Origin of the sequence: Selenomonas sp. oral taxon 149 str. 67H29BP (assembly GCF_000146365.1) — a bacterium.
Taxonomy (GTDB): Bacteria; Bacillota; Negativicutes; order Selenomonadales; family Selenomonadaceae; genus Centipeda; species Centipeda felix.
On record NZ_GL397087.1, the window covers coordinates 161,372 to 176,510 of the forward strand.

Genomic DNA, 15,139 nt, shown 5'->3' on the forward strand with positions numbered 1-15,139 from the left:
GGTGTATGCAGCAGGACTGTGAAAACGGTTCTGCTGTTTTTCTTTGAAAAAGCGTGACATAGCAATAAAGACATGTTATAACTATGTTCATTATGATAAACGAAACAGCACGAATTAACATCAACAAGATTCTGGAACGTGCCATCGATATTGGACAGCGCATGCTCGTAACGGGTGCGGAGGTAAGCCGCGTAGAGCGAACGATCAAATTTATATGTCGCGCCTACGGAGTTCGCCATGTGGATGTCATGGTCATTACCTCCAGCATTGTTGTGACGATACGTGGGGAGGACATCGGCGTCATTACACAGATGCGTCGTGTTCCGGGCCAGAACTTTGATTTTCAGCGATTGATCGCATTAAATCAACTTTCACGAGAAATTTGTGCACGTCCCATCACTTCGGATGAAATAAAGGCGCGTATACGCGACATTGATACGATGGGTGAGATTTCTCTCAAAGCGTCTGTATTTTATTGGGCCATTATCGCGGGCAGTTTTTCTGCTTTTTTCGGTGGGCGTTTAGAAGATGCCGTATGTGCCGGGATCGTTGGTGTTTTTCTTCGGCTCATTCAATATTTGCTTGGCAGAACAAAACTGAATCCATACTGTGCCCTTGTTTTGCTTAGTTTTATCGGTGGTGTTTTTGCCAACTCATTCATGTGGATGGGGATGGATATTCATCCGGCTGCGATAAATATGGGCAACATTATGCCGGTGATCCCAGGGCTTGCCCTCATGAACTCGATTCGCGATATGTTCAGTCAGGAAACGATTTCCGGGCTGCTCAAGAGTGCAGAGGCATTTATTCTGAGCCTGCTGATCGCTACCGGCTTTGCGTTTAGTTCATCAGGAACCATCATCGCTTTTCAAACAACGTGGTGGGTCTATCTCCTCACGTCTCTCATCGGTGGATTCTTTTTTCATCTGCTTTGGCATGGGCATATCAAAGATGCCTGTGTAGGAGCTGTAGTCTGTATGATTGCCTGGGGATTCACCATCCTGTTCATAGCACTCGATTGGAATGAGTATGCCGGTTACTTTGCTGGAGCTGTATTTGCGACACTTGCCGCAGAAATTCTGGCACGTTTTTATAAATGCCCCGCAACAATTTTTTTGATCATCGGTGTTATCGCCATGGTTCCCGGTGGTTCGCTCTACCGAACAATGTTCTATGCGGTTGCTGCTGACTGGGATAAATTTGGTACGCAGGGGATAAAGACCTTCCTCTATGCGGCATCCATCGCAGCGGGAATCGTCATTGCAACTGCAATATGGGAAACGATAAAGGCATGGCTGATGAGCCGCGGAAAGAAATCAACTGCTGCAAACGCTGCTTGAAACAATTGGTACATACAGCAAACGAGGATCAGGGAGAAATACAATGGACATGAATGCGCGTACGCGGCTTTGGCTGACCATATTCCTTGGTGTTATGACGGCAATTGCACCGCTCTCAACGGATATGTATCTCCCGGCACTGCCTGAGGTGCAGGAAGCCTTTTCTGTCCCAACGTCATTGGTACAGATGACGCTTACTATGACAACGCTGGGCATGGCACTTGGACAGATTCTTGCCGGTCCATGGAGTGATCTCTGGGGACGCCGCAGGCCTCTTCTGATCGGAATGCTTGTCTTTGTCGGTGCAACGCTCGGCTGCGTACTCGCGCAGAATATATATCTTTTCCTCTTCTTTCGCTTCTTTGCCGGTTTCTCTGGGGCGAGCGGAATTGTTATCTCACGTGCAATCGCACGTGATGTTTGCGAAGGCTCAGAGCTCACACGGTTCTTTTCTGTACTCATGATGGTCAACGGATTTGCCCCCATTATTGCGCCTGTGATCGGCGGACAGATTCTTCTTTTTGCAAATTGGCGCGCCACTTTCATTTTATTGACACTCATCGGCGTAGTGCTGGCTGGTGCAACTCTCGCTTATCAAGAGACGCTCCCCAAAGAACAGCGCAGCAAGAACGTGATGGATTCTCTGAAGAAATTCCCCATCCTTTTACATGATCGTTATTTTCTCGGACATTGTCTGTTGCAGTGCTTCGTATTTGGTGGTTTCTTTTCCTACCTCTCTGGCTCTTCATTCGTCTTTCAGAATATCTATGGTGTCTCTCCACAGGGATTTAGTATGATTTTTGCCGTAATTGGAGCGGGGCTTCTCCTTGCCGGAATTTTACCGGCCCGTTTTGCCGGACGTGTGCCGGATATCGTTATGTTGAAATATGCCGTACTTGTTCCACTGATCGGGAGCAGCTTGCTTCTGATTGGATTTTTTGTTTCCGCACCGCTTCCTGTTATCTTTATTCTACTCTTTATTACCATCATACCACTCTCGGTGATGGGTGCGGCGAGCTTTTCTCTCGCGCTTTCACGACAGGGGAAAAATGCGGGCAGTGCTTCTGCATTGATCGGGTGTTTCTCGATGCTGCTGGGAGCCTGCATGATGCCTGTGGTAGGCATCGCAGGTGATTATACTGCCATTCCGATGGGAGTCATTATGCTGACTTGCTACGGGCTTGGGATGTTTGTCTTTTATCGCATGATTGCATCAGTGCACATAGCGATGCGTTAGCTCCTTTTTCAGCTATCTTTCACCCCCCTTATCTATAATTCTATTCGATATAGCAGGGAGATGGTATTATGCGTGTGCTTTTGGCAGAAGATGATCTGCGCCTTGGCAAGCTCATCCAATATATGCTTGAACAAAACGACATCAGTGTTGAGTGGGTGACAGACGGCAGTGATATTTATGCGTATGCAACCTACACAGAGTACGATATCCTGATCTTGGACTGGATGATGCCGGGCGAGTCAGGAGTCGATGCCTGTGCACGCCTGCGCCGAAACGGCTATGATCGTGCCATTCTCATGCTGACCGCGCGGGACTCTGTGGAGGATCGTGTGAAGGGACTTGATGCCGGTGCGGATGATTATCTCGTAAAGCCATTCGAGTTTTCTGAGCTTTTGGCTCGTCTACGCGCACTTGGCAGACGATCAACGCAGCGTATACAGCATGAGGTTGATGAAATCGGCGGTTTTAAGTTGAATCGTACGGCAAATATTCTCGAAAAGAATGGAAAGATCATTCAACTCTCTCCACGAGAATTTCAGCTGTTTGATCTCCTAGCACAGAATATCGGAATCGTGGTTCCGCGCGATATCATCCTCGATCGAATCTGGGGCTTGGAGGCAGACGTCAGCTCGAATAATATCGACTCCTATATGAAAATGCTGCGAAAGAAGTTAGACGCAGCGGGAGAGGGGGCCTCCATCAAAACGATACGTGGTGTCGGATATAAGCTGGAGGCACCGAATTGAGCGAACAGAATCTGTTTGGACGCAGCCGCTTGCTGTTGATGCTGCGCTATGCACTGGTTATGGGAGGGCTGGTTATTGTCCTCCTTTTTGCTATGCACAAGACGATGCAGTGGGCGATTACTTCCGAGCAGGCGCGGGAACTTCTGGATACAGCGAACAGCATCGCAGAGTCTCAGGTGTATCATGAACTACATACGGGAACAGATGCAGATGAGGCACAGCTGTATCGCAGTACCAATGATCGTCTCTTTTATTATGTGTTTGATGATCGGGGTCGTCTCATAAATTTTTCGCGTGCCTCATCCCGTATCGAATCCTTTGTCTTGGACATCGTCGGGACATGGAATTCGTCCGACCGTGAGGTACGCGTATTTACCAAGACGAGTGAGCGCGGAGTTCAGACGAAAGTGATGATGACCTCACAAACGGTATCCAGCCCCCCCATGCCAATGCAAACGGTATATGTAGGAAAAGATGTTACAGCCATGTATAATGGACTAGAAAAAGCAACATCGGCACTGGCAGCATTGGGCGTTATCGCCATCATCTTTGCCGCAGCAATCGGCTATATTCTTTCGGGTGGCGCCATGCGGCCAATCCGTGAGGCGTATGAGCGCCAACGTCAATTTGCAGCAGACGCTTCCCATGAACTGCGCACCCCTCTCGCTGTTGTCCTAGCTTCTGCTGATCTTCTTCACAGTGATCCAACAATAACATCACCATTTTTAAAACAAGTCATTGAAGATGTACGTGATGAAGTAAAAAAAATGACAAAACTCGTGAGTGATCTACTTACGGTTGCGCGCACAGATGGACGGGCAACACAGTTCAAACCGGTACGCATGGATATCGCGGCAGCAGCCAGACAAACGGTACGCATGATGCGCCCATTTGCCGAGAAGAAAGATATTGCGATCGAAGAGCTCCTGCCCAAACGTGCAGAGGTATACGCAGATGAACAGAAAATACGTCAGCTTATTCTGATTCTTGTCGATAATGCAGTGAAGTATACACCGGAGCATGGTCACATTGAAGTTTCCTTGAGCACAGAGGAACGAGGCATGGTATGCCTTTCTATCACGGATTCGGGAATCGGTATTGAAAAAGAACATCAGGAACGCATCTTTGATCGATTTTATCGTGTTGATAAAGCGCGTTCGCGCCGTATGGGCGGCAATGGGCTCGGCCTCGCCATTGCACGCGAGATAGTTGAGGCACACCACGGTTCAATTACACTCAACAGCGAACTTGGCAAAGGTACGACATTCCATGTTCGCCTGAAAACAAAGTCGAAAAACATACGGGATGATAAAGACTAATGGAAGCACAATCTTTTTTTTCACTTGACCATGTGACGCATATCTATCAAGGCACGGATAACGAAAACCACGAGGCACTCCGTGATGTATCTCTGGAAATTCCGACCGGTGCGTTTATCGCTATCCTTGGCGCTAACGGCTCAGGGAAGTCTACACTAGCACGTCATCTGAATGCACTTCTTCTGCCATCATCAGGAATCTGTCTCGTCGATGGCATGGATACGCGGGACGAATCCCAATGGTGGAAGATACGCCAAAAAGTCAGTATGGTATTTCAGAATCCTGACAATCAACTGATCGCCGCTGTCGTTGAAGACGATGTAGCATTTGGCCCAGAAAACCTTGGTATTTCCCCATGCGAAATACGGACACGCGTCGAGGATTCGCTTGCATTGGTCGGGATGAGTAATCATGCGACGGATGCGCCGCATCTGCTTTCCGGAGGACAGAAGCAGCGTATTGCTATCGCGGGTGCTATCGCTATGCAAACGCAGTGTATTGTCCTGGACGAGCCCACAGCTATGCTGGACCCGCGCGGACGCTCGGAAGTTCTTTCTGCCGTGAAAAAACTGCACGAAGAGCAAGGGACAACGATCATCTATATCACGCACTTCATGGAGGAGGCAATTGCTGCGGATCGCATTATTCTGATGGATCAGGGGAAGATTGTCATGGATGGAACGCCGCATTACGTATTCTCTCACACGGAACGTATACAGCAGCTGGGACTCGATCTCCCCCTTGCTGCCGATATTGCACAACACTTGCGTCGTGCTGGAGAGCATCTATCGGAAAATATCTTAACAGACGAGGAGTTGATCCATTGTCTATCGAAATAGGTTCTGTTTCCTATACCTATATGGAGAACACACCTCTCTCCCATACAGCACTTTACGACGTTTCACTTGTCATTAACGAGGGAGAATTTACTGCAATAGCAGGGGAAACAGGCGCGGGAAAATCTACGCTTATGCAGCTGATCGGCGGGCTGATTCAGCCCACTTCCGGCACAGTCTCCGTAGATGGCGTGCCTCTTGGGAAGCGAACTCCCAAAAACAATATGAAGGATCGTTCCGCTCGCTTTCGCGTAGGCATGGTTTTTCAGTACCCTGAGCATCAGCTTTTTGAAGAAACTGTCTACGAGGATATTGCCTTTGGTCCGCACAACCAGGGCTTGTCCGAAGCCGAGGTTGAGCGGCGTGTGCAAGAGTCAATGGAGCTTGTCCATCTCCCACAGATCTATCGGGCGCGTTCTCCATTTGCGCTCTCCGGAGGAGAGCGCAGACGTACGGCGATTGCCGGTGTATTGGCTCTTGCACCACGCTATCTCGTTTTGGACGAACCGGCAGCCGGTCTTGATCCACGTGGTCGCGAAGAACTATTGTCGATGCTCTCGACACTTCACCGTGAGCGCGGTATGTCCATTGTTCTCGTCTCGCACAGCATGGAGGATATCCTTCGTTCTGCCGAGCGTTTAATCCTGCTGGCGAATGGTCGTGTCATCGGAGAAGGTGCTCCATGTGATATATTTCGCAATACAGAACTGTTGGAGCAAGCCTCGCTTACAGCACCGCATCTCCTGCTGCTTGGAAAGCAAATCGAAGAGATCGGCTATCCCGTCGGTCGTTGCAATACAGTAAGAGAGATGGCCGATGTAATCCTGAGAACGCAAAGATAAGCAACAAAAGTCCGTTAGTGTATGATAGATGCACGAGATCTACCATACGCTAACGGACTTCGTTTTATATTAATTCAACTTCGCACGCGGTGCCATCGACACACCGGAGGATTTTATCCCAGCGGCCGCATCCTTTTTTCGTTCCTCTTCGAGGTAGTAAGATGGGTCGACGCCTAGTTCATGGATGAAGTGATAGAGCTCATTTCCTGTAGGAACGACCTGTATGGATTTTGCTCCATTTGGTGTCTCATAGAGATCGATGACACTTCGCTCATTCAATAATTTTCCGTTTGTATCGGCAAAAAGAATGATGATCGGCGTTGTTGTGCGTCCGAACCTACTCTCTTTCACAACGGCAAAGCCAAATGTTGTCTTTAACACGGCACCTTCTGGATAGAGTGCGACGTTGTTGAAAAATGTATCCAGCAAATCTTGGTCAAATTGTCCCTTGTTGATATTATGCATGATATTGTAGGCGATATTTGGCATGTACGCCTTTTTGTAAGGACGTTCACTGGTTAGTGCATCATAGACATCGGCGATTGCCGTGATCTTTGCATAATGATGCATCTCATTGCCTGTAATCCCATTGGGGTAGCCTGATCCATCAATGTGTTCGTGATGCTGCGCAGCAATGGCTGCCAGAATACTTTTCTTGGGAAGGTCACTGACATTGAGGATTCGGCGAGACCCATCGAGTGGATGGTTTTTCATAATCTTGAACTCACGGTCAGAGAGTCCTCGATTTTTTGTCAGGATAGCTGAGCTCACGTCTACTTTGCCAAGATCGTGCAAGAGACCGCCGAGTGTAATCAGAGAGATTTCATCCCTTGGCATATGACAGAGCATGCCCATCATGGCAGAGAGTACGGCCACATTGACGCTGTGCGCGAAAGTATAAGCATCATGGGCGCGTATATCGGTCAGCTGGACGAGGTTATTCCGGTTTTCAAAGAGATCAAAGACAATGGAGTCTGTCACCCTCTGCAATGCCGTCGTATCAAGTGTTCCGTTCTCTTCAATGGATTGAAACGTATTGTAGACCGTACTGATTGCATTGATTCGTGTCTTTTCTTCAATGACATCGGGAGGAGGCGGCAGTTTATGTGCCGGATCCATGGAGGTAACCGTTACAGATTGAATGCCAATCTGACGCAGTTTCCGAATATAGTCAATGGTTACCGGCTGTCCCTTGACAAGATAGCTTCCTCCTGCCGTATTGAACAAGCTTTGCCCAAGAACCATTCCGTCTTTTAATTTCGATACAGGAAGTCGAAGCATAATTCCCTCTCCCTTGCAGCATTAGGCAACATCCCCATCTGTATTGCACTATGCCGATATACCGTTACAAATCCATATGTAAGTATAAATCATAGTTTACATGATATGTCTTTTTTTGTAAAGAAGGATTAAAACAGCATGGTTGTAGAAGGTATGTTTTATTGCAAGCATTATATTGCTCCCACTTATTCATACGTAGAGAATTTGCGCGGAACGCCTGTTTTTGCTATACTGGAGCCGATTGGTATAAGCGGAGAGGGAGATTTACGAATCGATGGCACAAGAACCAGAAATAACTCCATCAGACAAGAAAACAACAGATCGTATGTTCATTAAGTATGCGGGAATTATATTTACGTTTTCATTTGTACTGGTGTGTGTGATTTATTATGCAGGAGGATATTTTTTTTCCAGTTCATTAAAGGATGCAGATGTCGGCACCAGTGTTTCCGACGATCTCGGTTATGTGCTGCTCATGGGAGTAGATCGCAGAGATAACGATATTGGACGAAGTGATACGCTGATGCTTGCCGCCGTCGATGAAAAAAAAGATCGGATATCACTGCTGTCCATCCCTCGCGACACACGCGTTGAAATTGGAAACTATGGATATGATAAAATCAACCATGCGTATGCATTTGGCGGTCATGATCTGACAATTGCCTCCATTCGCAAGCTGCTTGGTGTTCCTGTCTCGCACTATATTTTGATTGACACGTCAGCGTTTGAGCGTATTGTCGATGCCGTCGGCGGTGTCGATATCGACGTAGAGAAACGAATGTATTATGAAGATCCTTGGGACGACAATGGCGGTCTTATCATTGACCTTCAGCCTGGCATACAGCACATGGATGGTGCTCATGCCATTCAGTATGTGCGTTATCGAGATGGGGAAGGGGATATTGGGCGCATTTCACGCCAACAACGCTTTATGCGGGTTTTTTTTACGCGTCTTATATCCCCTGAGATTCTTCCCCGCATCTCTGCCATCATAGGGGAAGTAAAGAATGCTGTTCAGACCGATCTTTCTCTGCGTCAGTTGATTGCGCTGGCAAAACGGTTTAAAACCATTGATGCAGATGGACTTTCGATGGCTATGGCTGCAGGAACCCCTGCATATCTTGGCGATGTGAGCTATTGGATTCCAGACATTGTCACGTCAAGATCACTGCTCATGGAAGGCGTTGGCAGAGAGCTGTCAGCCCCCATGCGCGAAGAAGCCGAACGGGATGCCGATAAATACCGTGCCGATATGCCGGAACGGCTGCGCAGGATGATGGAGAACAACGCAAAAGTCAATTTTCCTTCTGCTGATGAACTGCTGGCGGAGGGCGATCGCGTGATCGGCGCACATCGTACAGCCGAAAAAAAAGAATCAAAAGAAGCTGGCGCGGAAAAGCGCCAAGATTCAACGGATCGTATTTCCGTCCTCATCGTCAATTCCAGCGGAATTGACGGGGCAGGGGCAGATGTAGCAGATATTCTGCAGGCAAAAGGGTTTCGGATTTCAAGTGTCGAGACGGGACGATCGTCAGATCGCCCAAAAACTGCAGTCATGACGGCGAATTCGCATGTCAATCTTTTTTATGGCATGCCGTTTCCATGCGTTATTATGCCGGTGGAGGGAGCCGGAGAACAGCAGGCAATCATATACATTGGGCGTGACTATCAGTCAACGCCAAAACACAAGGACGGAGAAACGTAATATGGGGAGTTTTAAGGCGGTCGGGCTGGAAAAATCGTATGGGATACATACACTTTTTTCTCATGTGAACCTTGAAATTATGCGCGGTAATAAAATAGGTCTTGTTGGCGCCAACGGAAGCGGTAAAACAACACTGATGCGTGTTCTCCTTGGACGGGAAGAAGCGGATGATGGTACAGTGTCTGTCGATCCGACCGATACTATCGGCTACGTTGAGCAGCAGGCAGTATTTTCTTCGGAAACACTGTATAATGAATTATACAGTGCCTTCTCTGATATCATTTTACTTCGTGAAGAAAAAGAACGGATGGAACGTCGTATCTCCTCCGGACAGAGCAGCGAAGAAGATCTCAAAGCCTATGGAAATCTTGTAAATCGATTTGAGTCCATGAATGGTTATGATTTTGAACGACATATTCGGCGCGTTGCATTTGGTCTTGGTTTTTCAGAACCGGATTTGACTAAGGATGTTCATCATTTTTCCGGTGGTCAGACAACACGTATATGTCTTGCCAAAGCACTTTTGCGTGAACCAGATTTTCTTTTTTTAGACGAGCCGACCAATCATCTGGATATCGGCATGATCGAATGGCTGGAGGAATTTATCCGCTCCTACAGAGGCGGTGTTCTTTTAATTTCTCACGATCGTTATTTTCTTGATCGTGTCGCCTCACATATTCTCGAGCTCGAACATCAGACTATTACGTCGTATACAGGAAATTATACACATTACATACGCATAAAAAATGAGCGCCGCACAGCACTTCAGCATGCTTATGAAAAACAACAGGACCATATCCGTAAGACAGAAGAATTCATTCGCAAGTATAAAGCAGGGATAAAAGCCAAACAGGCACGCGGCAGACAGAGTCAGCTCAATCGGTTGGAACGCATCATACTTCCGCCTGAAGCAGCACAGTTTCAATTCTTTTCCTTTGCTCCCCCGGAGGAGTGCGCACAGCGTGTTGCGGAACTTGAGAATGTCTCGTTTTCCTATCAGGATGGGCATCGTATTCTTGATCACATCTCCCTTTTGATACGAAAAGGAGACGGTGTGGCACTAATCGGAGAAAATGGTGCAGGGAAGACGACACTCCTTCAAATTCTGGTGGGAGAACGTGAAGCAGAAGGCCGTGTCAAGATCGGCAGCCGTGTCAAGATCGGATATTTTTCCCAGCAGCACGAAGGCCTTAACCCTAATAATACGATACTAGATGAAATCAGCTATACCTACGGATTAAGTGAGGAGACTGCACGTAGCTATCTCGGTGCATTTCTCTTTCACGGAGATGATGTGCTCCGGCGTATTGGGGAATTGTCCGGTGGTGAACAGGCGCGCGTCGCATTTCTGAAACTGATGCTGACAGGCGCTAATTTTCTCGTTCTGGATGAGCCGACGAACCATCTGGATATCCCGGCACGTGAGGCAGTAGAGGAGGCTCTTATGGCCTTCCCTGGAACATTCATTGCCGTATCTCACGATCGTTATTTTCTGGATAAGACAGCAAACTGCACATTGGTATTGAACCAAGGAACGATCACAGAGTATCTCGGTGGATACAGTTACTATTTGATGAAAAAAGAAGAGGAGTCTTCACGGCCACAAGAGCAAGAACATGTCTCCCAAAAGAAGAAAGCAGAACAACCTCCTGCGCAAAAAAACAATTCCCATAGACAGTCGTCAGCAAGCACGCTGCCTACGAGCCGCCGTCAGGAAATGATTGAACGTGCTGAAGCAGAGATCGCTATGGCGGAGGCAGAGCTAAAAGGGTTGGAGTATGAGATGAATTTACCGGAAACACAATGTGACCCCGAACGCAGCCGTACTGTTGCTGCAGCGTATGCAGAAAAGGAGCAGGAAATTATACAGCGTTATGCTAAGTGGGAGCAGCTGACGGAGGTCGATGATGCAGCTTCAGCAAGATCTTGATTTCAATAACAAGGAAGAACGACTAACCGGTATTGTAGATCATATCATTTTTTCGGCTGCAAATGATGAATTTTCTGTTTTTCGCCTGCGGCTGCAAGGTCAGTCAAAATGTACGGCAACGGTGAACCTTCCCGCACCGCTTCTCGGACAGGAAGTGCATTTAAGCGGAACATGGTTTGTACATCCTCGCTTTGGGAGACAGTTTCGAGCTGTGCAAATGCGCGTTAGTACACCGACGACGGCACATGGAATCGAGCGGTTTTTGTCTTCCGGTGTGATCGAAGGAATCGGCCCAGCGATGGCACGTCGCATCGTTGAACGTTTTGGTACAGACACACTAAAGGTCATAGAGAGCACACCACGTCGTCTAACGGAAGTTACCGGAATTGGACCTAAAACGGCAGAAAAAATTACAGCATCCTATCTTAGGCAAAGCGAACTGCGTGATATTATGCTTTGGCTGGAAGAGCACGGTGTGACTGGGGGCTATGCTGCACGTATCTTCAAAAAATATGGCTCACTCTCTCTGAAGGTGATGGAGACAAATCCATATCAGCTGGCACAAGAAGTGGATGGTATTGGGTTTATCACGGCGGATACGATTGCTGCAGCATGTGGGTGGGAAAAAAACTCAACGGAACGGATTGCAGCAGGCATCCTTTTTGAACTGGCACAAATTGCATCCAATGGGCATTGCTGCATTCCGGAGGCTCTGCTGATTGAGCATACCACCAAGCGCCTCGGTGTTGAGCATGTTGAGATTATGGATGTACTCCGACGCGAAGTGAAAATGCATCGCGTCTATGCCGTGGACGAAATGGGAGAGCGTCTGATTTATTTGCCTCAATTGTATCATGCAGAGGTGGAAACCGCGGATCTTCTCCGCATGCTCAAGCATAAGGCAGAACCAATTCACGTTCACAACCCTGCAGCACTTGTCAGAAAATGGGAGGAAGAGCATGAGGTAACACTCGCACAGCAGCAGCGAGATGCCGTGATTGCATCCCTGCTTCATGGCGTTGTCATACTTACCGGCGGCCCTGGCACAGGAAAGACAACAGTAATTCGAAGCATGATTGATATAATGGGAAAGCAAGGGCTGGAAATCCTTCTCGCTGCGCCAACAGGCCGTGCGGCAAAACGTCTTTCAGAAGCGACTGGGGCTCCCGCAGCCACTGTACATCGTATGCTCGAAGCACAAGGACGTGAAGACGGCAATATGCATTTTGCACGTGATGCGGAATGTATGCTTGAGGCAGATGTTGTCATCATCGATGAGGTATCCATGATGGATATTGTGCTTATGCAGCATCTGCTTTCCGCTGTCCTTCCAGGCTCACACATCGTCTTCGTTGGAGATGCAGATCAACTTCCGGCAGTCGGGCCAGGATCGGTATTAAAAGATATTCTTCGTTCGGGCGTTTTTCCATGTGTGCGTCTGACACAGATTTTTCGTCAGAATAACAGAGGAACAATCGCGCTCAATGCACACGCAATCAACACAGGATCTATGCCGACATTTACAGGAAACGATTTCTCCTTTGTTTCGGCAGTATCCGCCGAGGAAGCTGCAAAACAAGTCCTATCAATTTGCCAATCGTTGATCGAAGCGGGGCACTCTGTGATGGACATGCAAGTGCTTTCGCCCATGCGTCGCGAAGCATGTGGCGTAGATGCACTAAACCGCACACTGCAGGAAGCACTCAACCCAGAAACGGAAGACAATGCGTCAATCGCCGGATTTCACAGCGGCGATAAGGTCATGCAGATACGAAACGACTATACTAAAAATGTTTTCAACGGTGATGTTGGCCGTATTGTATGGATTGATACAGAGAAACTTATCGTACAATACACAGATGATGTGGATGTTACGTATACACGGGATGAGTTCGCATCGCTTACACTCGCCTATGTGATGAGTGTACACAAGAGTCAGGGCAGCGAATATAGTACTGTCATTTTACCGCTTGTACGTGCGCATCATATTATGCTGCAGCGTAACCTCCTCTATACGGCTGTCACACGCGCAAAGAAACGTGTGATTCTTGTAGGAGATCGCATAGCACTCTTTACCGCTGTAAGCAATGATCGAACAAGACGACGCTATACACTCCTCGCGGAGCGACTCTCCGAAAGGATTTGAGTACAGTCAAATTTTGGCTTGCTGTCAATCTGAAATAATGATATTATTGGGGTGTGATTTTTCTGTATGTACCTCCAAGTAAATGTATTCCTGGGGAGGATCTGGATTTATGTTTAATTTCAAACAGAAGGATGATGAGTTCTTTGATCTATTCCTTGAAAGTGCGAAATTCTTTCATGCAGGAGCTTTGATTCTGGACGAGGTCATCCAGGATTACAAAACGACGGCGGTTAAGGTAGAAGAAATCAATAAAATTGAACACGAAGCAGATACTATCAACGACCGTATTATTGACAAGCTGAACCTCACTTTCATTACACCGATTGATCGTGAAGACATATACGCATTGGCAAATAACCTCGATGACGGCGTTGATCTCCTCCAAGGAATATTACAGCGATACGACATGTACCATATGGGGGAACCAATGACGGGAGCAGTAAACCTGACCAAGTTATTGCTCTCTGCAACGGAGGAGATCGTTCGTGCGGTATCCTTTTTGGGGAACATCCGCAAAAATCAAGTGGGTATATTGGACGCATCGCACAAGATTGAACGCTTTGAAAGTGAAGGCGATCTCATCTACCGTCGTGAAGTTGCCTACCTGTTTGAACACGAGAAGGATCCGATTGAGCTCATTCGCTGGAAAGATGTTCTGGAGCAGCTGGAAGACACGCTGGATCATTGTGAACATATTGCTGATATGCTGCGAGGAGTGGTAATGAAGTATGCCTGATTTGCAGCTATTGATCTTTCTGGTCATTCTGTTGGCCTTGATATTTGACTTTATCAATGGTTTTCATGATACAGCGAATGCAATTGCCACTTCCGTTTCCACGAGAGCGATTCATCCGCAGCATGCCATTATTATGGCCGCGGTCCTTAATTTTTTCGGTGCAATGTACAGCACCGGTGTGGCAAAGACCATCGGTTCAGATATCGTAAAATCAGCCTCTCATGTAGATGAACACGTTCTTATTGCTGCGCTCTTCGGCTCTATCGTATGGAATGTGATTACATGGAAGTTTTCGATGCCTTCCAGTAGTTCACATGCACTTGTCGGTGGGGTGATCGGTGCTGTTCTGATGACGTCCTCGGGCGTCGACGGATTAAACTTCACGGGAATCGGAAAAATTGTTCTCTCGTTGATTTTATCCCCTTTGGTTGGTATGGTTTCTGGATGCATCATCATGTTGCTTCTATTCCGCGTGTTTGGGCATTCGCGTCCGACATCCATCAATGGGAAGTTCAAGAAGATGCAGATCCTATCAGCTGCTACAATGGCATTTTCTCACGGCTCCAACGATGCACAGAAGTCTATGGGCATCATTACACTCGCCTTATTGGCCGGTGGATACATTGATGCGTTCGAGGTTCCCACTTATGTCAAAATCCTTGCCGCAACTGCAATGGCTTGTGGAACGGCCGTCGGCGGTTGGCGCATTATTAAGACAATCGGAGGTAAGATATTTAAGTTACAGCCGATTTCAGGCTTTTCGGCGGATTTGAACTCATCCATTATTATATTTGGTGCAACTTTGCTGCATCTTCCTGTGAGTACAACACATGTCGTCTCCGGCTCCATTATGGGGGTAGGAGCGGCAAAACGCATTAACGCCGTTCGATGGGGTGTCGCACAGCAAATGGTAGTAGCGTGGGTGCTGACAATCCCATGCACAGCCGCCATGGGGGCAATCACCTACAAAATTGTTACATTCTTTATCTGATGATAACCTGCTCGCAATGGGCAGGTTTTT

At 47.6% G+C, this 15,139-nt stretch carries 12 protein-coding genes; 11 read left to right on the forward strand and 1 reads right to left on the reverse strand.

Going from position 1 to position 15,139, the window contains the following annotated elements; all coding sequences use genetic code 11:
- The first annotated feature begins 83 nt into the window (after nucleotides 1-83).
- The 6 genes from HMPREF9166_RS00835 to HMPREF9166_RS00860 all read left to right on the forward strand — a co-directional run bounded on the left by HMPREF9166_RS00835 (nucleotide 84) and on the right by HMPREF9166_RS00860 (nucleotide 6,320).
- On the forward strand, nucleotides 84-1,340 hold the full coding sequence (locus HMPREF9166_RS00835; protein ID WP_009442139.1) for a threonine/serine exporter ThrE family protein: 1,257 nt from the start codon (nucleotides 84-86) through the stop codon (nucleotides 1,338-1,340).
- Between the two features lie 43 nt (nucleotides 1,341-1,383).
- Nucleotides 1,384-2,577, forward strand: a complete 1,194-nt coding sequence (locus HMPREF9166_RS00840) for a multidrug effflux MFS transporter (protein ID WP_009442140.1) — start codon at nucleotides 1,384-1,386, stop codon at nucleotides 2,575-2,577.
- Between the two features lie 68 nt (nucleotides 2,578-2,645).
- Nucleotides 2,646-3,323, forward strand: a complete 678-nt coding sequence (locus HMPREF9166_RS00845; RefSeq protein WP_009442141.1) for a response regulator transcription factor — start codon at nucleotides 2,646-2,648, stop codon at nucleotides 3,321-3,323.
- The gene (locus HMPREF9166_RS00850) at nucleotides 3,320-4,642 is read left to right on the forward strand and encodes a cell wall metabolism sensor histidine kinase WalK (RefSeq protein WP_039980779.1); all 1,323 of its coding nucleotides are present in this window, start codon (nucleotides 3,320-3,322) and stop codon (nucleotides 4,640-4,642) included. The genes HMPREF9166_RS00845 and HMPREF9166_RS00850 overlap by 4 nt, the downstream gene beginning before the upstream one ends.
- Nucleotides 4,642-5,481, forward strand: coding sequence for an energy-coupling factor transporter ATPase (locus HMPREF9166_RS00855; RefSeq protein ID WP_009442143.1), 840 nt, complete (start codon nucleotides 4,642-4,644; stop codon nucleotides 5,479-5,481). Before HMPREF9166_RS00850 ends, HMPREF9166_RS00855 begins: the two co-directional genes overlap by 1 nt.
- Nucleotides 5,466-6,320 carry an energy-coupling factor transporter ATPase gene (locus HMPREF9166_RS00860; RefSeq protein WP_009442144.1) on the forward strand — a complete coding sequence of 285 codons (855 nt, stop codon included), beginning with the start codon at nucleotides 5,466-5,468 and terminating at the stop codon, nucleotides 6,318-6,320. Before HMPREF9166_RS00855 ends, HMPREF9166_RS00860 begins: the two co-directional genes overlap by 16 nt.
- Before the next feature lie 69 nt (nucleotides 6,321-6,389).
- On the opposite strand, the gene HMPREF9166_RS00865 is transcribed toward HMPREF9166_RS00860, so the two are convergent.
- Nucleotides 6,390-7,601, reverse strand: a complete 1,212-nt coding sequence (locus HMPREF9166_RS00865; protein WP_009442145.1) for an HD-GYP domain-containing protein — start codon at nucleotides 7,599-7,601, stop codon at nucleotides 6,390-6,392.
- Nucleotides 7,602-7,875: 274 nt separating this feature from the next.
- Between HMPREF9166_RS00865 and HMPREF9166_RS00870 the strand changes: the two genes are divergently transcribed.
- The 5 genes from HMPREF9166_RS00870 (at nucleotide 7,876) to HMPREF9166_RS00890 (ending at nucleotide 15,109) form a co-directional block, all read left to right on the forward strand.
- Entirely contained in the window at nucleotides 7,876-9,306 is a 1,431-nt protein-coding gene (locus HMPREF9166_RS00870; protein WP_009442146.1) for an LCP family protein, read from the forward strand.
- 1 nt (nucleotide 9,307) lies between these two features.
- Entirely contained in the window at nucleotides 9,308-11,236 is a 1,929-nt protein-coding gene (locus HMPREF9166_RS00875) for an ABC-F family ATP-binding cassette domain-containing protein (protein WP_009442147.1), read from the forward strand.
- Nucleotides 11,214-13,382, forward strand: coding sequence for an ATP-dependent RecD-like DNA helicase (locus HMPREF9166_RS00880; protein WP_039980780.1), 2,169 nt, complete (start codon nucleotides 11,214-11,216; stop codon nucleotides 13,380-13,382). The genes HMPREF9166_RS00875 and HMPREF9166_RS00880 overlap by 23 nt, the downstream gene beginning before the upstream one ends.
- Nucleotides 13,383-13,491: 109 nt before the next feature.
- Entirely contained in the window at nucleotides 13,492-14,118 is a 627-nt protein-coding gene (locus tag HMPREF9166_RS00885; RefSeq protein ID WP_009442149.1) for a DUF47 domain-containing protein, read from the forward strand.
- Nucleotides 14,111-15,109: an inorganic phosphate transporter gene (locus tag HMPREF9166_RS00890; RefSeq protein ID WP_009442150.1), complete on the forward strand. Its 999-nt coding sequence runs from the start codon at nucleotides 14,111-14,113 to the stop codon at nucleotides 15,107-15,109. Before HMPREF9166_RS00885 ends, HMPREF9166_RS00890 begins: the two co-directional genes overlap by 8 nt.
- Nucleotides 15,110-15,139: the final 30 nt, after the last annotated feature.